At 68.7% G+C, this 21365-nt stretch carries 18 protein-coding genes; 15 read left to right on the top strand and 3 right to left on the bottom strand.

Going from position 1 to position 21365, the window contains the following annotated elements:
* Window positions 1-49 precede the first annotated feature (49 nt).
* Complete coding sequence (locus tag ABD206_RS05425) at window positions 50-1876, bottom strand: AMP-dependent synthetase/ligase (protein WP_344070179.1); 1827 nt, start codon at window positions 1874-1876, stop codon at window positions 50-52.
* Between the two features lie 173 nt (window positions 1877-2049).
* On the opposite strand from ABD206_RS05425, the gene ABD206_RS05420 reads away from it, so the two are divergent.
* A complete protein-coding gene (locus ABD206_RS05420; protein WP_344070177.1) occupies window positions 2050-2763 on the top strand; it encodes a lysophospholipid acyltransferase family protein in 714 nt (237 codons plus the stop codon).
* Between the two features lie 4 nt (window positions 2764-2767).
* On the top strand, window positions 2768-4105 hold the full coding sequence (locus ABD206_RS05415) for a class II 3-deoxy-7-phosphoheptulonate synthase (protein ID WP_344070175.1): 1338 nt from the start codon (window positions 2768-2770) through the stop codon (window positions 4103-4105).
* Window positions 4106-4146: 41 nt separating this feature from the next.
* Here the strand turns inward: ABD206_RS05415 and pknB are convergent, their stop codons facing one another.
* Window positions 4147-6123 carry a Stk1 family PASTA domain-containing Ser/Thr kinase gene (pknB, locus tag ABD206_RS05410; protein ID WP_344070173.1) on the bottom strand — a complete coding sequence of 659 codons (1977 nt, stop codon included), beginning with the start codon at window positions 6121-6123 and terminating at the stop codon, window positions 4147-4149.
* A gap of 105 nt (window positions 6124-6228) precedes the next feature.
* Here pknB and ABD206_RS05405 point away from each other — a divergent pair, with 105 nt between their 5' ends.
* A complete protein-coding gene (locus tag ABD206_RS05405) occupies window positions 6229-6570 on the top strand; it encodes an Rv2175c family DNA-binding protein (RefSeq protein WP_344070171.1) in 342 nt (113 codons plus the stop codon).
* 45 nt (window positions 6571-6615) lie between these two features.
* On the opposite strand, the gene ABD206_RS05400 is transcribed toward ABD206_RS05405, so the two are convergent.
* Entirely contained in the window at window positions 6616-7710 is a 1095-nt protein-coding gene (locus ABD206_RS05400; protein WP_344070169.1) for a polyprenyl synthetase family protein, read from the bottom strand.
* A 66-nt stretch (window positions 7711-7776) separates the two neighbouring features.
* Between ABD206_RS05400 and ABD206_RS05395 the strand changes: the two genes are divergently transcribed.
* From ABD206_RS05395 to ABD206_RS05340, 12 genes are all read left to right on the top strand, one after another.
* Complete coding sequence (locus tag ABD206_RS05395) at window positions 7777-8139, top strand: DUF3040 domain-containing protein (protein ID WP_344070167.1); 363 nt, start codon at window positions 7777-7779, stop codon at window positions 8137-8139.
* Window positions 8140-8328: 189 nt separating this feature from the next.
* Window positions 8329-8760: a division/cell wall cluster transcriptional repressor MraZ gene (gene mraZ, locus ABD206_RS05390; RefSeq protein ID WP_344070165.1), complete on the top strand. Its 432-nt coding sequence runs from the start codon at window positions 8329-8331 to the stop codon at window positions 8758-8760.
* Between the two features lie 103 nt (window positions 8761-8863).
* On the top strand, window positions 8864-9817 hold the full coding sequence (gene rsmH, locus ABD206_RS05385; protein ID WP_344070163.1) for a 16S rRNA (cytosine(1402)-N(4))-methyltransferase RsmH: 954 nt from the start codon (window positions 8864-8866) through the stop codon (window positions 9815-9817).
* Complete coding sequence (gene ftsL / locus ABD206_RS05380) at window positions 9814-10401, top strand: cell division protein FtsL (RefSeq protein ID WP_344070161.1); 588 nt, start codon at window positions 9814-9816, stop codon at window positions 10399-10401. Before rsmH ends, ftsL begins: the two co-directional genes overlap by 4 nt.
* A complete protein-coding gene (locus ABD206_RS05375) occupies window positions 10398-12182 on the top strand; it encodes a peptidoglycan D,D-transpeptidase FtsI family protein (protein ID WP_344070159.1) in 1785 nt (594 codons plus the stop codon). Before ftsL ends, ABD206_RS05375 begins: the two co-directional genes overlap by 4 nt.
* A gap of 25 nt (window positions 12183-12207) precedes the next feature.
* Window positions 12208-13620, top strand: a complete 1413-nt coding sequence (locus ABD206_RS05370; protein WP_344070157.1) for a UDP-N-acetylmuramoyl-tripeptide--D-alanyl-D-alanine ligase — start codon at window positions 12208-12210, stop codon at window positions 13618-13620.
* On the top strand, window positions 13617-14726 hold the full coding sequence (gene mraY, locus ABD206_RS05365; RefSeq protein ID WP_344070155.1) for a phospho-N-acetylmuramoyl-pentapeptide-transferase: 1110 nt from the start codon (window positions 13617-13619) through the stop codon (window positions 14724-14726). The genes ABD206_RS05370 and mraY overlap by 4 nt, the downstream gene beginning before the upstream one ends.
* A complete protein-coding gene (murD, locus tag ABD206_RS05360; RefSeq protein ID WP_344070153.1) occupies window positions 14723-16267 on the top strand; it encodes a UDP-N-acetylmuramoyl-L-alanine--D-glutamate ligase in 1545 nt (514 codons plus the stop codon). The genes mraY and murD overlap by 4 nt, the downstream gene beginning before the upstream one ends.
* Window positions 16230-17444, top strand: coding sequence for a putative lipid II flippase FtsW (gene ftsW, locus ABD206_RS05355; RefSeq protein ID WP_344070151.1), 1215 nt, complete (start codon window positions 16230-16232; stop codon window positions 17442-17444). Before murD ends, ftsW begins: the two co-directional genes overlap by 38 nt.
* Before the next feature lie 22 nt (window positions 17445-17466).
* Complete coding sequence (locus ABD206_RS05350) at window positions 17467-18537, top strand: UDP-N-acetylglucosamine--N-acetylmuramyl-(pentapeptide) pyrophosphoryl-undecaprenol N-acetylglucosamine transferase (protein WP_344070149.1); 1071 nt, start codon at window positions 17467-17469, stop codon at window positions 18535-18537.
* Window positions 18538-18633: 96 nt separating this feature from the next.
* The gene (gene murC, locus ABD206_RS05345; protein ID WP_344070147.1) at window positions 18634-20037 is read left to right on the top strand and encodes a UDP-N-acetylmuramate--L-alanine ligase; all 1404 of its coding nucleotides are present in this window, start codon (window positions 18634-18636) and stop codon (window positions 20035-20037) included.
* Window positions 20038-20041: 4 nt separating this feature from the next.
* Window positions 20042-21202: an FtsQ-type POTRA domain-containing protein gene (locus ABD206_RS05340; RefSeq protein ID WP_344070145.1), complete on the top strand. Its 1161-nt coding sequence runs from the start codon at window positions 20042-20044 to the stop codon at window positions 21200-21202.
* The last annotated feature ends 163 nt before the right edge of the window (window positions 21203-21365 follow it).

Below are 21365 nucleotides of genomic sequence, written 5' to 3'. Positions count from 1 at the left end.
GAAACGGTGAGGGCCCCGGCAGTGCCGGGGCCCTCACCGTGTGCTCGCGCTACGCCAGGGACACGTTGGTGGTGTTCACCGGGACGGCATACATCGCTTCGATCTCGTCCTCGAAGTCGCTCAGGATCACGTTGCGCTTGATGCTGAGCTTCGGGGTGAGGTGACCGCTCGCCTCGGTCCACTCCGTGGGGAGGATCGTGAACTTGCGCACCGACTCGGCGCGCGAGACGAACGCGTTCGCTCTGTCGACGGCACGCTGCACCTCGGCGTTCACGGTCGAGTCGGCCGCGGCCTGCTCGAGCGACATGTCGGCCGGGAGCCCGTTGTTCGCAAGCCACGTCGGCAGCATCTCGGGGTCGAGGGTCACCAGGGCCGAGATGAACGGCTTCTGGTCGCCGACGACGACGACCTGCCCGATGATCGGCGCGGCCCGCATCGGATCCTCGAGAGCCGCGGGTGCGACGTTCTTACCCCCGGCCGTGACGAGGATCTCCTTCTTTCGGCCGGTGATCCGCAAGAGCCCGTCGGCGTCGAACCGGCCGACGTCTCCCGTCTTGAACCAGTCGCCGTCGAAAGCGGCGGCGGTGGCTTCGGGGTTGCGCCAGTACTCCTTGAAGACGTTGATGCCGCGGACCTCGATCTCGCCGTCGTCGGCGATGCGCACACCCACGCCGGGGAGTGCGGGGCCGACAGTGCCGATCTTGGACTTCGTCGCGAGGTTGACGGTGGCGGGCGCCGTCGTCTCGGTCAGGCCGTAGCCCTCGAGGATCGTGACTCCCAGGCTGTGGAAGAAGTGGCCCAGGCGCTCCCCGAGGGGTGCGGAACCCGATACGGCGTACTTCACGCGTCCGCCCATGGCGGTGCGCAGCTTCGAGTAGACGAGCTTGTCGAAGAGTCGGAACTTCAGCGCCATGCCCAACGGGATGCGCCGACCTTCCTGCACGTACTTCGAGTGCTCGATCGCGACGTGCGCCGCCGCGCGGAAGATCTTGCCCTTGCCTCCGGCCTCGGCCTTCTGTTCGGCCGAGTTGTAGACCTTCTCGAACACACGGGGCACGGCGAGCAGATACGTCGGTTGGAACGAGCCGAGAGCCGGCAGCAGCTGTTTGGTATCGGGCTGGTGCCCCGTCTTGACCCCGGCGTGGATGTTGAGGATCGAGATGAAGCGGGCGAACACGTGCGCGGTCGTGATGAACAGCAGGGTGGATGCTCCCGGCTCGGCGACCACTTCGGCAAGCGCCGCGGCGGAGTTACGGGAGAGCTCGACGAAGTTGCTGTGGGTGAGCACGCACCCCTTGGGGCGCCCGGTCGAGCCCGAGGTGTAGATGAGGGTCGCGATGTCCGCGCCGACCGCGGTGGTGCGGCGTCGTTCGATCTCTTCGTCGGTCACCTCGACGCCCTGCGCGGCGAGGGTGGCGAGGTCGCCACGGTGCATCGCCCAGGTGGTGCGGACCTCGGGCAGCTCCGGCAGCACCTCGCGCAGGCGTTCCTCGTGGTCGGTCGACTCGCAGATGCAGGCGACCGCCCCCGAGTCCGAGAGGATCCACGAGATCTGTGCGGGGGAGCTGGTCTCATAGATGGGCACCATCACCGCGCCGGCGAAGAAGAGCGCGAAGTCGACGAGGCTCCACTCGTAGGTCGTCCGGGCGATGAAACCGACCTTGTCGCCTGTCTCGATGCCGGCAGCGGCGAAGCCCTTTGCGAGCGCGACGACCTGATTGAGGAAATCCGATGCGCTGATGTCCCGCCAGCCCTCGCCTTCGGGCACGGCGAACAAGGCCAGATCAGGTGTCAGCTTGACGCGCTCGACCAGCAGATCTGTGGTGTTGGCCTGCGGATCAGCGGTGATGATCGCGGGCGTTTCGAACTCGGCCACGGCAGCTCCTTCGGTACCGGTGAACATCGGAGGTGATGTGCTTCGATCCTACTGGATGACACTCGGTGTCAGGGCGGGTGAGATCAGGTGTCGCGCTGATCGTGTGACGGACGAGGTGCGCGGTGTGTCTTGGCTAGACTCGGGGACGCCGATGAGGAAGGGATGTCCGCGCGGTGTTCTACTGGCTCATGAAGTACGTGGTCATCGGACCGATTCTCAAGGCGATCTTCCGTCCCTGGGTCGTCGGGCGACGGCACGTGCCGAAGACGGGCGCCGCGATCCTCGCGAGCAACCATCTGTCGTTCGCCGACTCCATCTTCTTGCCGCTCATGTTGGATCGGCCTGTGACGTTCCTGGCGAAGAGTGAGTACTTCACCGGCAAGGGAATCAAGGGGTGGGCGACCCGGATGTTCTTCAAGGGCACAGGTCAGCTCCCGATCGACCGTTCCGGAGGCAAGGCGTCCGAGGCGTCCCTGAACACCGGACTCCAGGTGCTCGGTCGCGGCGACCTGCTCGGCATCTACCCCGAAGGCACGCGCAGCCCTGACGGGACGCTGTATCGCGGTCGCACCGGTATCGCCCGAATGGCGCTGGAGGCACGCGTGCCCGTGGTGCCGTGCGTCATGGTCGACACCGACACGATGATGCCGATCGGACAGCGACTTCCCAATGTCGTTCGCGTCGGCATCGTCATCGGTGAGCCGCTGGACTTCTCCCGTTTCCACGGGATGGAGGGTGACCGGTACATCTTGCGCTCGATCACCGACGAGATCATGGTCGCGCTGCAGCGGTTGGGGGAGCAGCGCTACGAAGACGTGTACGCGTCGACGGTGAAGAACCGTGCGCGCCCCCCGCGTCCGGAGCCCGTCCCCGCGCAGATAGACTGATCCGATGCTTCGCGAGCTCGACCCCCTGGACCACTGGCGTTCCCTCCCCATCAAGCAGCAGCCCGAATGGACGGACCCGGATGCCGTCGCACGCACGTCGGCAGAACTGTCCGCCCTGCCTCCGCTCGTCTTCGCCGGCGAAGTCGACAACCTTCGAGAGCGCCTCGGACGCGCTGCCGCCGGTCAGGCTTTCCTGCTGCAGGGCGGCGACTGCGCCGAGACCTTCGCGGGGGCGACGGCCGAGCAGATCCGCAACCGCATCAAGACGGTGCTGCAGATGGCCGTCGTGCTCACCTACGGTGCGTCGATGCCCGTCGTCAAAATGGGGCGCATGGCCGGGCAGTTCGCCAAGCCCCGCTCGAGCAACACCGAGACCCGCGGCGACGTCACGCTGCCCGCCTACCGTGGCGACATCGTCAATGGCTACGACTTCACCGAAGGTTCCCGCGCGGCCGACCCCGCGCGCATGCTGAAGGCCTACCATACCTCCGCGTCGACGCTGAATCTCATCCGGGCTTTCACGCAGGGTGGGTTCGCCGACCTCCGCGAGGTGCACAGCTGGAACAAGGGATTCGCGCAGAACCCCGCGAATCAGCGCTATGAGGGTCTGGCGACCGAGATCGACCGCGCGATCAAGTTCATGGAGGCTGCGGGTGCCGACTTCGACGAGCTGCGCCGCGTCGAGTTCTACACCGGTCACGAGGGCCTGCTGATGGACTACGAGCGCCCGATGACGCGCATCGACTCCCGCACCGGGACGCCCTACAACACCTCGGCGCACTTCCTCTGGATCGGCGAGCGCACGCGCGAGCTCGACGGCGCACACGTCGACTACTTCTCCAAGATCCGCAACCCGATCGGCGTGAAGCTCGGCCCCACCACCTCGACCGAGACCGCGCTCGCCCTCATCGACAAGCTCGACCCCGAGCGCGAGCCCGGGCGTCTCACCTTCATCACGCGCATGGGCTCGGGCAAGATCCGCGATGCCCTGCCTCCGCTCCTCGAAGCCGTCCGCGACTCCGGCGCGATGCCGCTGTGGGTCACCGACCCCATGCACGGCAACGGCATCACCTCACAGACCGGCTACAAGACGCGTCGCTTCGACGACGTCGTCGACGAGGTGCGGGGCTTCTTCGAGGCCCACCGCGCAGCGGGAACACATCCGGGCGGCATCCACGTCGAGCTCACCGGCGACGACGTCACGGAGTGCCTCGGCGGTTCCGAAATGATCGACGAAGAGGGCCTCGCCACGCGCTACGAGTCGCTGTGCGACCCGCGACTGAACCACATGCAGTCGCTGGAGCTCGCCTTCCTCGTTGCCGAGGAGCTCGAGAAGCGCTGACGCAGGGGCGGCGATGCCTCCTTCAGGCGGAGATCACGGGGTCAGTTGTTCCCGTTGTCGTCGTCACCGTCGTTGCCGCCGCCCAGTTCGAACCCGGTGATCGACACGTCGGAACCGGGCAGCCGCATGGTCCCCGCCTTCGGGTTGATCTTCGTCACCTCGTAGAGGCTCCAGAACACGGAGGGCGGAAGAGCGTCGGTGTTGACACTGAAGCCGGCGCTTTCGAGGGTGCTCACGGCGACATCGATCGTCATGCCGACCACGTCGGGAACCGCGATCGGCTCGGGCCCCTGGGAAACGATCAGGGTCACGGTGTTGCCCGGCTGCCAGGCACCGCCGCCCTCGCGCGGTGCGATCCCGATGACATCGCCGTCGGGCACGACGTTGTCGTACTGGTCGATCGTCGCATTTGAGACGTTCAGACCCTTCGCGGTGAGCGCTGAGGTCGCATCGGAGATCGACATGCCCGCGACATCCGGAACGGCGCCGACGGAGACGGTGAGCGTCACCGTGTCTCCCTCGTAGGCCTGGCAGCCGCCGGTGCAGTCGATCGTGTCGCCGCTGACGCGGGGAGTGAGTGACACGTTCATCACGCTGCCCGCCGCCGCGTCGTCGAAGATCGTCACGTCGGGCTCTGTGACGATGAGACCGAACCCGGACAGCTCGGTGCGCGCCTGGGTGGCGTCTGCGCCGCCCAGCGCGGGGATCTCGTGCACAGCGGGGCCGAGTGAGACCACGACCGTCACGACGGTGTCCTTGTCGACCAGGGAGCCCTCGGACGGGTCGGTACGTATGACTTCACCCTGGGTGACGTCGAGCGAGTACTCGCCGGTCTCGGCGGATTCGAGGCCGTGGGCACGCAACACTTCTGCGGCTTCGGCGTAGCTCGATCCCGCGACGGCCGGGATCTCGATGCGCGAGCCCGGTCCGGACCCGAACCACCAGCCGGCGGCGGCGGCCAGGGCTGCCAGCACGATCACGATCGCGATGATCCACGCGGCGCGCGTGCCCTGTCGCCGGGTCGCGCGGCGCAGACGTGCGGCATTGTCGACGGCTTCGGGGACCGCGAGCGATCCGGTGGCCACGGGGAGGACCTTCGTGAGCTCGGCGACGTCTTCGTCTGGGGCGATGACCGCTGTCGTGTTCGCGGCGGGCGCGGTGTGGGGGAACACTCCGAGCTGGCGCTCGATCTCGCGCAGCCGCTGCAGCATCTCCATGGCGTCCGCCGGACGTGCATCGGGCTGACGTTCGGTCGACCAGAGCACGAGCTCGTCCAGCTGCTCGGGCACGCCGGGGTTCTTGACGCTGGGGCGGGGAACGGAATCGGTTGCGTGCTGGAATGCGATCTGCATCGGCTGCTCACCGCGATACGGCTGCTCGCCCGCGAGCATCTCGTAGAGCATGATGCCCAGCGAATAGATGTCGCTGCGGGCATCGGCCGTCCCGCGGGTCACCAGCTCGGGGGCGAGGTACGCGATCGTGCCCATGAGCTGTTGGCCGGTCGCCGTGTTCGCCGACGTTGCGCGCGCGAGGCCGAAGTCGCCGATCTTGATGCGACCGTCCTCGGCGAGGAGCACATTCTCGGGTTTCACATCGCGGTGGACGATGCCGGCCCGGTGCGCCGCGGCGAGCCCGGCGAGGACGGCATCCATCACCGTGATGGTCTGCTCGATCGTCAGGCGTTTCTCCTGGCGGAGCAGTTCGCGCAGGGTGATGCCGGGCAGATACTCCATCACAAGGTAGGCGACCTCACCGTCGCTGCCCTGGTCGAAGACGTTCACGACATGGGGATCCGCGAGGCGTGCGGCGGCGCGCGCCTCCTGGATGAACCGGCCCTGGAAGACGGTGTCGTCGCTCAGGTGGCCGTGCATGACCTTCAGTGCGATGCGCCGCTCGAGGCGGAGGTCGGTAGCGACGTACACGGTCGCCATCCCACCGCGGGCGATACGAGCGCGCACCCGGTACCGACCGTCGATCAGACGGCCGATCAAGGGATCGGTCTGCGCGCTCGTGCTCACGAGTCGAGTCTACGGAGCCGAATCGGCAAGGCCCGGCAGCGGCTCTCCCCGCGCGCGGCGCAGGTGAGGTCTGCGCAGCACGCGCGCGGGTGAGAAAATGTGAGGGTGAGCACCAAAACCGCACCAGAAGGCTGGTTGACACTTCCCGATCTCGTCGACGTGCTGGGAGAGCCTCTCGGGCGCGTGCGTCGCCTCCTCGATGAGTCTCAGTTGGTCGGATCCCGCCGGTTCGGGGTGTTGGCGGTGCCCGAGGTCTTCGTCGTCGACGGCCACCCGCTGTCCTCGCTGCGGGGGACTGCGATCGTGCTCCACGATGCCGGGTTCAGCGACGACGAGGTGATCGACTGGCTGATGGCCCCCGAGGAGTCGATCGGTGTTGCGCCCATCGACGCGCTGCGAGCGGGGCGCAAGAGCGAGGTGCGCCGCGTCGCCCAGACGCTGGCCTGACCCGGGCGGGCCAGCAGCACGCCCACTCGGTCGTGACGGTGCCCGTCAGCTTGCGCGTTCGGTCGCGGCGGTGGCGAGGTCTCGCAGCCGCCCCACGGCATGGGTTCCCAGTGGCGCGCCGATGAGGGCTTTGTCGGCCCGACGCGCGTAGTCGGCGATGAGTTCCTCGGTGCGCGCGAGCGCGCCGGACTCCTCGATGGCGCGCTGCAGTGTCGCGATCTGCGCAGCGTCGAGCCCCGGATCTCCGACGAGCTCGTCGAAGGTCCGTCGGGCCCCGCCGGTGAGGCCCTCACGCGCGTAGGCGATCAGGACCGTCCGCTTTCCCTCGCGAAGATCGTCGCCAGCGGGCTTCCCCGTCTGCGACTCATCGCCGAACACGCCCAAGACGTCATCGCGCAGCTGGAAGGCCATGCCCAGCGGATGGCCGAATGCTGCAAGTGCATCGCACTGCGCCGGCTGCCCACCGGCGACGCGTGCCCCGAGACCCAGCGGTCGCTGGATGCTGTAGCGCGCGGACTTGAGCGACGCGACCGCCAGAGCGCGGTCCGCGTGCGTGCTCTCCGCGGCGCCCGTGTAGGCCGACTCTTCGGCGACGTCGAGGAACTGGCCGACGGTCACTTCTCGACGCATGAGGGAGTACTCCCGGCGCGCGGCACGCGCACGCTCGGCATCCAGCTGTGCCAGCCCCTCTTCGAGGAGGTCGTCGCTCCATGCGACCAGCAGATCGCCGAGCAGTAGCGCGGCGGCCAGGCCGAAGTCCGTCGCATCGCCGTCCCATCGTCGATCCCGGTGAACGGCCTCCAGCGCACGGTGGGCGGCGGGCTTTCCCCGGCGAGTGTCGGAATGGTCGACGATGTCATCGTGCACGAGGGCGGCGGCATGGAAGATCTCCAGCGCCGCTGCGGCGGCGAGGATTGGCTGATCGGGGGTCACGGCCGCCCCGGCATGCTCGCGGACGGCCTCCCAGCCGGTCAGGCAGAACCGCGCGCGCAGGCGCTTGCCACCGCGCACCGCCGCCTCAGCGGCCTCTTGCACAACGTCGGACTCCCCGCCGAAGCCACGCGTCTCCCCTCGCCGAACCGTGAGGAACTCCTCGACTCGCTGGGAAACAACTGCGATCGCATCGCTGTCTGGGGACACGGCCCTAGCCTAGTAATCTGCGGCGCGCGTAGAATCAATGCACCGATCCAGCCCGAGGGGGATCCCATGCCACTCTCCGAACAGGAGCAGCGTCTGCTCGATGAGATGGAACGCCATCTCATGCGCAACGACGCCGACGTCGTGAGCGCTGCCGGCGGTCGCGGCTTCTCGTATCGCAACATCGTCTACGGTGCGCTCCTGGTGCTGGCCGGTATCGGCATCCTCGTGGTGGGAGTAGCGACTCAGCTCATCGTCGTGGGGGTTCTCGGGTTCGTCGCGATGGTCGGCGGTGTCGTCGTCGGCGCATTGCCCGCGCGCGGCGCGCGCGCGGCTTCGACCGCTGGGAGCACGCCGCCGCAGGCCCGCTCGGGACAAAGCTTCATGGATCGCATGAACGATCGATGGGACCGCCGCCAAGAAGGGCGCTGATCCCTCAGACTTCGACGAAACGCCGACCTTCGGGTCGGCGTTTCGTCGTTAACGGCGGTGCCCGGCGCAGCGAGGGCATCTCGACGTGGGGGAGAACTCCGGCGTGTTCGGGGTGCAAAAGGGTGTCAAAGTGGAGGTAAGTGGAGTAAAGTGGTGAATACGTAAGGGTGGGAAGGGGGTGACGCGTGGATGCTGCTGGGGACACACACTCCCAAGCTCGACGACAAGGGGCGCGTCATCTTGCCCTCGAAGTTCCGCGACGATCTCGGCGCGGGCATCGTGGTCACCCGCGGGCAGGAGCGCTGCCTCTACGTGTTCTCGGCAGCCGAGTTCGAGCGTGTGCACGAACGCATCCGCGAGGCTCCGCTCACGAACAAGCAAGCCCGCGACTTCCTGCGCATGTTCCTCTCGGGCGCGAGCGCCGAAACACCCGACAGTCAGAACCGCATCACGATTCCGCCGCCACTGCGCGCCTACGCGGGTCTGGAGCGGGAGCTCGTCGTCACGGGCGTGGGCGCCCATGCCGAGATCTGGGATGCGGCCGCCTGGAACACCTACCTGGAATCCAACGAAGCCGGCTACTCGGAAATGGAGCAGGAGGTGATCCCCGGCCTGTTCTGATCCTCTGGCTGTGACTTCCCGCCGCCCGACCCTGACGCACTTCCCCGGCGCCAGGTTCGCGAGCGGAGGGGGATCAGAGCTCGAGGCCGAGGCCTGAGAGACCATGAACCTGCGCGACATCCACACCCCCGTCCTGCTCGATCGCTGCATCGAGCTGCTCGCTCCGGCGCTGGAGGGCCCCGCCCCCGTCGTCGTGGATGCCACTCTCGGCATGGGGGGACACACCGAGGCGCTTCTGGAGCGCTTTCCCTCGCTGACCGTGATCGGGCTGGACCGTGACCCCGACGCCCTGCGGATCGCCGGTGAGCGACTGTCGGGCTTCGGTGACCGCCTGATTCGCGTCCACACTGTGTACGACGGCATCGCCGCCGCGATCGCGTCGGCGGGATTCACCGCCGTCGACGGCATCCTGTTCGACCTCGGTGTCTCCTCCCTCCAGCTCGACATCGCCGATCGCGGATTCGCCTACGCGCAGGACGCGCCGCTGGACATGCGCATGGACCCGACCCAGGGGCCCACGGCCGCCGACGTCCTGGCCACGGCCTCCGAGGGTGAGCTGCGGCGCATCTTCGAGCGCTACGGCGAGGAGAAGCTGGCGGGCCGCTACGCCCGGGCCATCGTGCACGCGCGCCAGGAGGAGCCCATCGAGCGGTCCGCGCGTCTGGTCGACATCCTGCAGGCGGCGACTCCCGCGGCGCTCAAGAACGCGGGACACCCGGCCAAGCGGGTGTTCCAGGCGCTGCGCATCGAGGTCAACCGCGAGCTTGCGGCCCTCGAGACGGCGCTACCCGCCGCGCTGGATGCGCTGGGTGTCGGGGGTCGCGTCGTCGTGATGTCGTATCAGTCCCTGGAGGACCGTCTCGTCAAGCGGGTGTTCTCCGCAGCGACGCGTTCGACGGCCCCGGCGGGACTGCCCGTCGAACTGCCCGAGCACGCCCCGCGCTTCCGCCTCCTCGTCAAGGGCGCGGAGCTCGCCTCCGACGAGGAGCGCGAACGCAACCCCCGAGCAACCCCCGTGCGGCTGCGTGCCGCGGAGAGAGTCAGGCCTGCCGCATGAGCCTCGATGCCCTCGCACCGCTCCCCGCCCCTGGCGTGCACTCCCCGCCGCAGGAACCGTCCCGACCTCGTCTGGTGCCCGTCGAGCGCACCGCTCGTCGTCGCCGGCCGCGGCTTGCCTACGGCATCGTCGCGGTGCTGGGTGCGGCGGCCATCGTCGCGGCGCAGATGGTCATCTCGATCCTCACGACGCAGGACTCCTACGCGCTGGCTGAGCTCGGATCGCAGCAGCGACAGCTTTCCTGGGAGCGTCAGATCCTTGCCGACGAGGTCGCAGGTTTGAGCTCGCCGCAGTACCTCGCGGCAAATGCCTCCGCGCTGGGTATGGTCATCAGCGAGGCACCGACCTTCCTGCGTCTGAGTGACGGAGCGCTGGTGGGGACCTCGCAGGCAGCGAGCTGGCAGTCCTCGATCGACGCGGTCGGGCGGGGTGCGGTCGCCAACGCGCTGATCACCGACACCCCCCTGGTCACCGACCCCGCAGCGACGATCGAAGGAGTCCCCGTGGAGATCACTTCCGAGGACGGCGCCGCGACGACCCCACCGCCCCTGACGGACGGTCTCCCGACGCCGACGACGCGATGACCGACCGCAGCACGCGCAGCCCGCGACGTCGGACGGTCGTCGCGATGGTCGTCGTGCTGGGGGTCATCGGCGCGTTCGTCGTACGTCTGGTCGACATCCAGGTCGTCAACGCGAGCGACCACATTGCGCAGTCGCTCTCCCTCGGCCTCTCGGCATCGCAGACGACCTACGGCACGCGCGGCGACATCGTCGACGAAAACGGCGAGACCCTCGCCACCAGCATCCTGCTCTATGACGCGCAGCTGGATCCTGCCCTGGTCGGGCCGGTCGAGCGTGAGATCGACGGCGAGGACGTCGCCGTGCCGTGGGAGCAGGTGGCCGCCGAGATCGGAGCGATCACCGGTCAGACCGGAGAAGAGATCCAGGCGATCGTCGCCTCGGCTCTCGAAGAGAATCCCGACACGCGCTACGCGCTCCTCAAGCGAGGTCTGACGACGGCGGAGTATCGGACGCTGGTCGCGCTCGGAGTGCCGTTCCTGGCATTCGTGCCGCATCCGGATCGTACCTACCCGGATGGTGCCGTGGCCGGCAATCTCGTCGGCTTCGTCGACGTCGACAGTGAGCCGCTCGCGGGTCTCGAGGCCTCCGAGAACACCTGTCTCGCCTCGACGGACGGGCTCATCTCGTACCAACGGGGCGCGGACGGGGTCATCATCCCCGGAACCAAGACCGAGGTCCCCGCCGTCGACGGCGGCACCCTCCAGCTGACCATCAACCGCGATCTGCAGTGGTATCTCCAGCAGCTCATCGCAGAGCAGACCCAGAACACCGGGGCCCAGTCGGGGAACATCATCGTCGTGGACGTCAAGACGGGTGCGATCCGCGCGGCGGCCGAATACCCGACCGTGGACCCGAACGACCCGTCCGGCGTCGACATCGCCGATCGGGAGAGCGGGATCTTCCACGACACCTTCGAACCCGGGTCGACCTTCAAGGCGTTGACCGCCTCGATGCTCGTCGACTCCGGAACCGCGACTCCCTACTCCGTGGTGACCGTTCCCTACCGTCAGAACTTCCCGAACGGGGCCGTCGTCACCGACGACTCGTACCACCCGACGTACAACTACACGCTCACCGGGGTCCTGGTGGCGTCCTCGAACGTCGGGACCTCGACGTTCGCGGGCTTGATGAGCGCGCAGACGCGCTACGACTACTTCCAGCGTTTCGGCATCGGCCAGGGAACGGACGTCGAGTTCTGGGGCGAGGCCCACGGCCTCGTCTACGAGCCCGACCAGTGGGACAACCAGACCTTCTACAACACGTCGTACGGCCAGGGCCTGACGACCACGCTCCCGGAGCTCGCCAGTGCCTATCAGGCCATTGCGAACGGCGGTCTGCAGGTGCCGCTTCGTCTGGTCGAGTCCTGCACCGCGGCCGACGGCACGGTCACGGTGCCGGAGAACGGCGAGACGACGCAGGTGATCAGCGAGAGCGCCTCACGACAGGTCATCGACATGATGGAGAATGTCGCGACCAAGGGCTGGCTGGCAAGCCAGGTCGCCATCGACGGCTACCGCATCGCGATGAAGACGGGTACCGCCGAGAAGGTGGATCCGGCCACGGGCACCTACAAGAACGGCCTCTATTTCACGACGATCGCCGGATTCGCACCGGCCGACGACCCGCAGTACGTCGTCATCGTCACGCTGGACGAACCGACCACGATAAGGTCATCTGGTGCCAACGCCCCGGCATTCAGGGAGGCGATGACCCAGGTGCTCAAGACGTATCGGATCATGCCGTCCGGCTCCGCCTCTCCCGATCTGCCGACCACAGGCTGACCCGCCCGGGCCCGGCGCGACGCATATGATCGAACTCACTTTCGCCCGCATCGCCGATGTCCTCGGCGGTCACCTCATCCTCGACCCGCGCGACACCGCCGAGACGACGGTCTCGGGCACCGTCGACACCGACTCGCGACACATCGGTCGCGGCGACATCTTCGTCGCCAAGCCGGGGGCACACACCGACGGCCATGACTTCGTCGCCGCAGCCGCCGCGGCGGGAGCGGCCGTGGCGATCGTGGAGCGGCAGGTTGCGGCTCCGATCTCCCACATCGTCGTTCCCGACGCCGTCGGCGCTCTCGCCGACCTCGCCCGATTCGTGGTCGCCCGCGTGCGCGCGCACGGCGAACTCAGGATCGCGGGGATCACCGGTTCGAACGGCAAGACCACGACTAAGAACCTGCTGGCGCGCATCCTCTCGGACGAGGGGGAGACGGTCGCACCCCGCGCCTCGTTCAACAACGAGGTCGGAGCGCCCCTCACGATGCTGCGCGTGAGCGATTCCACCCGCTTCCTGGTCAGCGAATTCGGCGCGAGCGCGCCGGGGGAGATCGCCCGGCTGGCAGGACTGGTCGAACCGGACCTCGGCGTGGTCCTGATGGTGGGGATGGCCCACGCCGGTGGCTTCGGCGGCATCGAGTCGACCTTCCACGAGAAGTCGCAGCTCATCCGCTCGGTGCGTCCCGGCGGGGTCGCGGTTCTCAACGCCGACGACCCGCGCGTGGTGGCGATGGCCGAGATCGCGGACGAGCGGAACCAGCGCGTGCGCTGGTTCGGGCGCTCCGCGCGCGCCGATGTGCGGGCGACCGAGGTCGAGACCTCGGCGGCCGGCACCCGATTCCTCCTGACGGCGGACGGTGCGTCGATGCCGGTGTCGTTGCGCGTCCTCGGCGAACACCACGTCATGAACGCCCTTGCCGCCATCACCGCCGCGCTCGAGTTCGGCGTCGCGCTCGAGGACTGTGTCGCGCGCCTGGAGACGGTGGAGCTCGCCGAGCGCTGGCGGATGCAGCCGCTCGGTTCGGATCGGGTCCGCATCATCAACGACGCATACAACGCGAGCCCGGACTCGATGGCCGCGGCGCTGCGCACACTCGCGCAGATCACCGCTCCCGGCGAGCGCACGGTGGCGGTCCTGGGGGCCATGAGCGAACTCGGTGAGTTCGCCGGCGAGGAGCACGATCGCATCGCACTGCTGGCGGTGCGCCTGCGCATCCAGCGGATCGTGGTCGTCGGCACCGAGGCGCGCAGACTCTATCTCGCCGCGATCGGCGAGGGATCGTGGGACGGCGAGGCTGTCTTCTGCGAGAGCGCGGAGGATGCCTACGTGTATCTGCTCGATGAGCTGCGCGAGGGGGATCGCGTGCTGGTGAAGTCGTCCAACTCGGCGGGTCTGCGGCACCTCGGCGATCGTCTGGGAGAATCGTTCGCGTGAGATCCCTCCTGATGGCGTCGGCGATCTCGCTGTCCTTTTCGCTGTTTCTCACCCCTGTCTTCCTGCGCGCATTCCGCCGCTGGGGATGGGGTCAGGTGATCCGCACGCCGGACTCGGGCAACAACCCGCGGCACGGACTCAAGCGCGGCACGCCGACCATGGGCGGCGTGATCTTCGTGTGTGCGACGGTGCTCGGTTACCTCGTGGGCACGTACGTCGGGGGTTCCCCGCCGACCGTGTCGGGCCTGCTCGTGATCTGGATGATGGTCGGATTCGCGATCGTCGGCTTCATCGACGACTTCATGAAGTTGCGCCGCCAGCGCAGTCTCGGTCTGTCGGGCTGGCGCAAGATCGTCGGCCAGATCATCGTGACAGTGCCGTGGGCACTCGTCGCCCTGCAGTTCCCCGACGCGCAGGGGCAGACCCCCGCCACGGCGTTCGTGTCGATCTTCCGTGACGTCTCGGTGCTGAACTTCCTCGCGCTGGGCGCCGCGGTCGGCATCCTGCTCTACGTCGCCTGGATCTCGTTGATCGGCGTCGCCTGGTCGAACAGCACCAACGTCACCGACGGGCTCGACGGCCTGGCCACCGGCGTCGGCGTCTTCACGATCGGGGCGATGAGCCTCATCACCTTCTGGCAGTTCCAGCAGCGCTGCGACTCCGCAGACCTGGTCGATTCCTACCAGCAGGCCTGCTACCAGACCCGCGATCCGCTGGATCTCACGATCATCGCCGCCGCCTTCGTCGCCGCGCTTGTCGGGTTCCTGTGGTGGAACGCCCCCAAGGCGCAGGTGTTCATGGGGGATGTCGGCTCGATGGCCATCGGCGGTGTGATCGCGGCGCTGTCGATCCTCTCCCACACCGAGATCCTCACCATCCTCACCGCGGGCGCGTTCATCATCGGCACCGGCTCGGTCATCCTGCAGCGGCTGTACTTCAAGCTCACGCGCGGCAAGCGCCTCTTCCTGATGAGCCCGTTCCACCATCACCTCGAGATGCGGGGCTGGTCGGAGACGAACATCGTGATCCGCATGTGGATCATCGCCGCGGGGCTGGCCGTGACCGGCGTGGGCTTCTTCTACGTCGAATGGCTCGCACGCACATGAGCGGCGACGTGTCGCGTCTGGATGCTCTCACCAGCTGGCACGCGGACTGGAGTGGTCTGCGCGTGGCCGTGCTCGGTTTGTCGGTCACGGGGTTCTCGGTGGCGGACACCCTCGCCGAGCTCGGCGCCGATGTGCTCGTGGTCTCCGAGAGCGCTGCGCAGGAGTACGAGCGTCTGCTGCCGGTGATCGGCGTGCGCGCCGTGATCGGATCCCTGTCGACCGCGCCCGAGGAGCTGGTCTCGTTCGCACCCGAGGTGATCGTCGCCTCGCCGGGCTTCTCCCCGCGGCATCCGATCGTCGTGTGGGCGCGGGAGCAGGGTGTGCCGCTGTGGGGCGACGTCGAACTGGCGTGGCGCGTGCGGGACAAGGTGCTGCGTCCCGACGGCTCGCCGGCCGACTGGGTGCTGATCACGGGCACCAACGGCAAGACCACCACTACCGGCCTGACGGCGGCGATGCTCGTGGCCGGCGGACTGCGCGCCGCGCCCTGCGGCAACATCGGGGTGCCGGTCCTCGATGCCGTGCGAGACCCCGGCGGCTTCGATGCGCTGGTCGTGGAACTCTCCAGCCACCAGCTCTGGTACCTCGGGCTGCAGTCCACGCCCGATCCGGTGTCGCCGCTCGCAGCGGTGTGCCTGAACCTCGCGGACGACCATCTCGAGTGGCACGGCAGTGCGGAGGCCTACCGGGACGCGAAGGCCCACGTCTACGACAGCACCCGCGTGGCCTGCGTCTACAACAAGGCGGATGTGGCGACGCGACGCATGGTCGAGGATGCCGACGTCATCGAGGGCGCCCGCGCGATCGGCTTCGACCTGGGCGTGCCCGGTCCGAGCGATCTCGGCATCGTGGACGGCATCCTCGTCGACCGCGCCTTCCTCCCGGAGCGTCACACGTCCGCGCTGGAGCTGACAACCCTCGACCATCTGCGCGCCGAGGGGCTTTCGGCCCCACACATCGTCGCGAACATCCTGGCCGCTGCCGCCCTCGCGCGTTCGCTGGACGTCGCACCCGCTGACATCCGAAGGGCCCTCGAGGGCTTCCGACTGGACCCCCACCGCATCGAGATCGTGGCGATCGCGGGCGGCGCGACCTGGGTGGATGACTCGAAGGCGACGAACCCGCACTCCGCGGCCTCCTCGCTCGCCGCGTATCCCGGCGCGGTCTGGGTCGTGGGGGGGCTCCTCAAGGGCGTCGACATCTCGACGCTCATCGAGTCCCACGGCCGCGACGTGAAGGCGGCCATTCTCATCGGAGAGGACCGTGATGCGGTCCGCGAGGCTTTCGGGCGACACGCGCCCGACGTGCCGGTTCTCGAGGTGGTTCCCGCCGACACTGAAGGTGTCATGGCGCGGGTCGTCGAACTGGCGGTCGGGATCGTGGCGGAGGGGGACGTGGTCCTGTTGGCCCCCGCCGCGGCATCCTTCGACCAGTTCCGCTCCTACGCCGACCGGGGCTCGAAGTTCGCGGCCGCGGTGAGGGAGAGATTCGGAAGGAGCGCCGATGGCGACGCCGACGACGCTCCCGACGCCTCCCGCTGACCCCGAGGACGGCGGCGGCGGATCCCGGCGCGGGCTCGCGGCGCGGGTCTCACTCGGTGCGATCTTCCGGCCGGTCCCGGCCGAGTTCATGCTCATCGCCTCCAGCGCGGTGCTGCTCACGATCTTCGGACTGGTGATGGTGCTCTCCGCCACGAGCGCCACCACGACCGCCGCCGGCGAGGCGCCCTACGACGATGTGCTCAAGCAGCTCGTGTTCGCGCTGATCGGGCTACCGCTCATGTTCATCGCGAGCCGCCTCCCGCTGTCGTTCTGGAAGAAGATCGCCTGGCCTGCGCTCATCCTGACCACGATCTTCCAGCTGCTCGTGTTCACGCCGCTCGGTATCGACGACGCCGGAAACCGCAACTGGATCCAGATCGCCGGCGTCCAAGCCCAGCCGTCGGAGTTCCTCAAGCTTGCGCTGGCGCTGTGGCTCGGATTCATCCTCTTCCGCAAGCAGACGATGCTCGCAGACTGGCGGCACGTGTTCATCCCGGTGGTCCCGGTCGCCGGCGCCGTGATCGCGACGGTCCTGGCCGGGCACGACCTGGGCACCGCGATGGTGCTGTTCCTGCTGGTGCTCGGCGCCCTCTTCTTCTCCGGGGTGAAGCTGCGGATCTTCGTCATCCCGATGCTCGCCGCGGTCGTCGCGGTCGCGGCGCTGGCGATCACGAGCCCGAACCGCATGGAGCGCATCCTGAGCGTGTTCAACACCGACTGCGTCGACGACTATCTCACCACCTGCTATCAGCCGCTGCACGGTATCTGGGGGCTGGCCGGGGGCGGGATCTTCGGCCTCGGACTCGGCAATTCGAAGGAGAAATACGAGTGGCTGCCCGCGGCGGCGAACGACTACATCTTCGCGATCGTCGGTGAGGAGCTGGGGCTGATCGGCGCGGTCACCGTGCTCGCCCTCTTCGCGATCTACGCGGTCGGTGCCTTCCACATCATCCGGCGCACAGATGACATGTTCGTGCGCATCGTCGCCGGCGCGATCACCGTGTGGATCGTCGGGCAGGCCCTGATCAACATCGGCGTCGTCATCCGCCTGATCCCGCCGCTCGGGGTTCCCTTGCCGTTCATGTCGCAGGGGGGCACCTCGCTCGTCTCGGTGCTGGTGGCCACGGGGGTCCTCCTCGCCCTGGCTCGCACGCTTCCCGCGCAGCGCCGCGCCTGATCCGTCGGGATAGGGTCGGACGGTGACGACCTACCTTCTGGCCGGCGGGGGCACCGCGGGACATGTCAACCCCCTGCTCGCCGTGGCCGATGGGCTGCGGGCGCGGGACGATGATGCCCAGGTGTGGGTGCTCGGCACCCGTGAGGGGCTGGAGGCGCGTCTGGTACCCGAGCGTGGCTACGAGCTGTTGATCGTCGACAAGGTGCCCTTCCCGCGCCGACCGAACCGGGCGGCCCTGGCCTTCCCCGCGCGCTTCCGCCGCGCGGTCGCGCAGGTGCGGGCGCACATCGACGAGCGCGGCGTCGACGTCGTGATCGGCTTCGGCGGCTACGCCTCCGCGCCGGCGTACGTGGCCGCTCGGCGCGCGCGCATCCCCTTCGTTCTGCACGAGGCCAATGCGCGCCCGGGTCTTGCCAACAAGCTCGGCGCGCGCCGTGCCGCCCGCGTCGGGGTCGCCTTCGAGGGCACGCCGCTGCCGCGCGCGGAGGTGGTCGGGATGCCGCTGCGCCGCGAGATCGAGGATCTGAACCGTGCCGCACTGCGCCACGAGGCGGCGGCGGCCTTCGGTCTTGATCCGGACCGTCCCACCCTGCTCGTTTTCGGCGGGTCGCTCGGCGCCCAGCGGTTGAACGTCGCGCTGGCAGGCGCCGGGCAGGACATCGTGGATGCCGGGTGGCAGCTGATCCACGTGACCGGGGAGCGCTCGGATCTGGCGGACCCCGGGCTGCCCGGCTACGCCCTGCGTCGCTACGTCGACCGCATGGACCTGGCCTACGCGGCGTGCGATCTCATCGTGTCGCGTTCGGGAGCCGCGACCGTGAGCGAGATCAGCGCTCTCGGGATCCCCGCGGTCTACGTGCCGTACGCCGTCGGCAACGGCGAGCAGGCCCTGAACGCCTCGTCGTCGGTCGCCCACGGGTCGGCGCTGCTGATCCCGGATGCCGAATTCACCCCGGACGCGATCCGCGACCGCGTCGTGCCGCTGCTGCGCGACGGGGCCGCGCGGGAGCGGATGCTTCGCGCGGCCGTGCAGACCGGAATCCGCAACGGCACCGAGCGGGTGATCGCGCTGGTCGACGACGCGCTGCGGTGAGGATGCGACGCCGCGGCCACCGGCCCGACCCCGCCGCGGTCGGCGCGGGCGCGCCGACAGGGCATCCCCGGATCGGCGACCTAGGATGATCTGGTCATGATCAGACCCGACCTCAGCCTGCCCCTCCCCGAGACGATCGAGGCCGCGCATTTCATCGGCATCGGCGGGTCCGGAATGTCGGGGCTTGCCGGCATGTTCCTGGAGCGCGGCATCCGCGTGTCCGGTTCCGACCGGGCCGACAGCCCGGGGCTGCGCGCCCTCGCGGCGCGCGGCGCGCGTGTCTCGGTGGGACACGATGTGGCCAACCTGGGCGATGCCGACACGGTCATCCACACCGGAGCGATCTGGCCCGAGAATCCCGAGTTCGTGGCTGCCAAGGAGCGCGGGATGCCTGTCATCCATCGCTCGCAGGCGCTGCACTGGTTGATCGGTTCACGGCCGTTGGTGTCGGTGGCCGGAGCGCACGGCAAGACCACCTCCACCGGCATGGTCGTCACGGCACTTCGCGCTCTCGGCGAGGACCCCAACTTCGTCAACGGCGGGGTGATCGCAGATCTGGGTGTCTCCAGCGGTAGCGGTGCCGATGATCTCTTCGTGATCGAAGCCGACGAGTCCGACGGCACGTTCCTGCTGTACGACACCTCCATCGCGCTGATCACCAACATCGACCCCGATCACCTCGACCACTGGGGAAGCCGAGAGGCATTCGATGCGGCCTTCGCGCAGTTCGCGAACGAGGCCCGCGACGCCGCCGTGATCTCCGCTGACGACGAGGGCGCGCGTCGGGTGCGCTCCCAGATCACCCACCCGCGGGTGCTCACCTTCGGCACGGATGCCGCGGCCGACATCCGCGTCGATGAGATCCGCACCGACGGCCCCGTCTCCTTTCGGCTGACGCACGGTGACCACCAGGCCCGGGCGACGCTGACCATTCCCGGCGCCCACAACGCCCTCAATGCCGCCGGAGCGGTCGCGGTGCTCGTCGCGCTCGGCCACGAGCTGGATGCCGCGCTGGCGGCGGTGTCGACCTTCGGCGGCACCGCGCGCCGGTTCGAGCTGCACGGGACCCGCCGAGGCGTGAGCGTCTACGACGATTACGCCCACCATCCCACCGAGGTCGCCGCGGCACTCGCGGCCGCACGCACCGTCGTGGGCGGGGGGAGGATCATCGCCCTGCACCAGCCCCACACGTATTCGCGCACGCAGCTGATGGCCGGTGAGTTCGCCGACGTCCTCGAGTCGCACGCCGACCACACGATCGTGCTCGACGTCTACGGCGCTCGCGAAGACCCGATACCCGGGGTGACCGGCGAGCTGGTCTCACAGCGCTTCCGCGACCCCGCGCACGTCCATTTCGAAGCCGACTGGCAGGCCGCCGCCGAGTACGCCGCCGCTGTCGCCCGCGAGGGCGACTACATCGTGACGCTCGGCTGCGGCAACGTGAATCTCATCGTCCCGCAGGTGCTGGCGGCGCTCGGCGGACCGGACGCGGGAGCGTAGCCCGGTGCGTCGTCCCACCCCGCTGCCGCCTCCGCCGGGGGGTGGTGCGCGGCGCGAGTCCGGGGTGCCGGAGCGACGTCCCTCGTCGGAACCGACCGAACCGATCCCGCACGACACCCCTGTGCCCGCCGCGGGGGCGCACCGCGACGTGATCGTCGAGTCGGGTCTGCCGGTGGGGCCGATGCCCACCGATGCCGTGGCGACCGAGCCCCTGGGTGTGACGGAGCCCCTGGGTGTGACGGAGTCCCCGGGTGTGACGGAGTCCCCGGCTGTGACGGAGCCCATTCCGCTGCGCGGCGAGTCGCGCCCCGGAGAGGAGTCGGAGCGGCCCTCGGCGCGGGACGACTCCGGCGATCGGCACGGCACGGCCGCGTCGCACGAGACCGAAGCGGCCGGCGACCGCGTCGGCTTCCGCGAGGTGTGGCGCGCGGCGCGTGCCAGACGGCGGGCGCTGGCCTCCGAGGTGCGACGTTTCACCGTGCGACAGCGTCGCCGCCGCGCGGTCTGGATCGGTGGCACCGCGGCGGTCATCCTGGTGGCGGTGGGCAGTGTCGGGGCCGCCTACAGCCCGCTGTTCGCCGTGGAGACGATCACGATCGCCGGGGCCGAGCAGCTCGATGTCGCCGCTGTCACCGACGCACTGGCCTCCCAGGTCGGCACGCCGTTGCCGCTGGTGGATTCGAGTGCCGTCAAGGCCGCTCTCGTCGGGTTCCCCCTGGTCGAGACCTACGCGCTCGAGGCCCGGCCCCCGCACGAGCTCGTGGTGCGGGTCGTGGAGCGCACCCCGATCGGCGTGATCGAGTCGCCTGCGGGGTACACGCTGGTGGATGCCGCGGGCGTGGCGCTGTCGACGACGCCGACTCCGGCCGCGGGCAGTCCGCTGCTGAACATCGAGGGCGGCACAGCATCCGATGCCTTCGCCGCCGCCGGTCAGGTGCTGCGCTCGCTCCCAGAAACGGTCATGCAGCAGGTCACCGAGGTCTCGGCGACCTCGGCGCACGACGTGACTCTGACCCTCGGTGGCACCGGAACGCAAGTGGTGTGGGGGAGCGCCGATCAGTCTGCGTTCAAGGCGTACGTGCTGGCGACCGTGATGGTCACGAGGCCTCCGGACACCGTCTCGCGTTACGACGTCTCGTCGCCGCTGGCCGTCGTCATCCAGTGAGGGTGATGGATCCTCGCGGTCGCGTCGACACGTGGCGCGGTGATGTCACGACACGCCCACGGCGCGCACCGGATCGGGACGTGCGCCGCTTAGCTTCGTGTCTAGGAAATACATACCCAAGAATACTTTATACCTCTACTTGAGGTTGAAGGTTCGCACATCA

Origin of the sequence: Microbacterium sediminicola (assembly GCF_039531125.1) — a bacterium.
Taxonomy (GTDB): Bacteria; Actinomycetota; Actinomycetes; order Actinomycetales; family Microbacteriaceae; genus Microbacterium; species Microbacterium sediminicola.
This window is presented reverse-complemented; position numbering and strand designations above follow the sequence as displayed.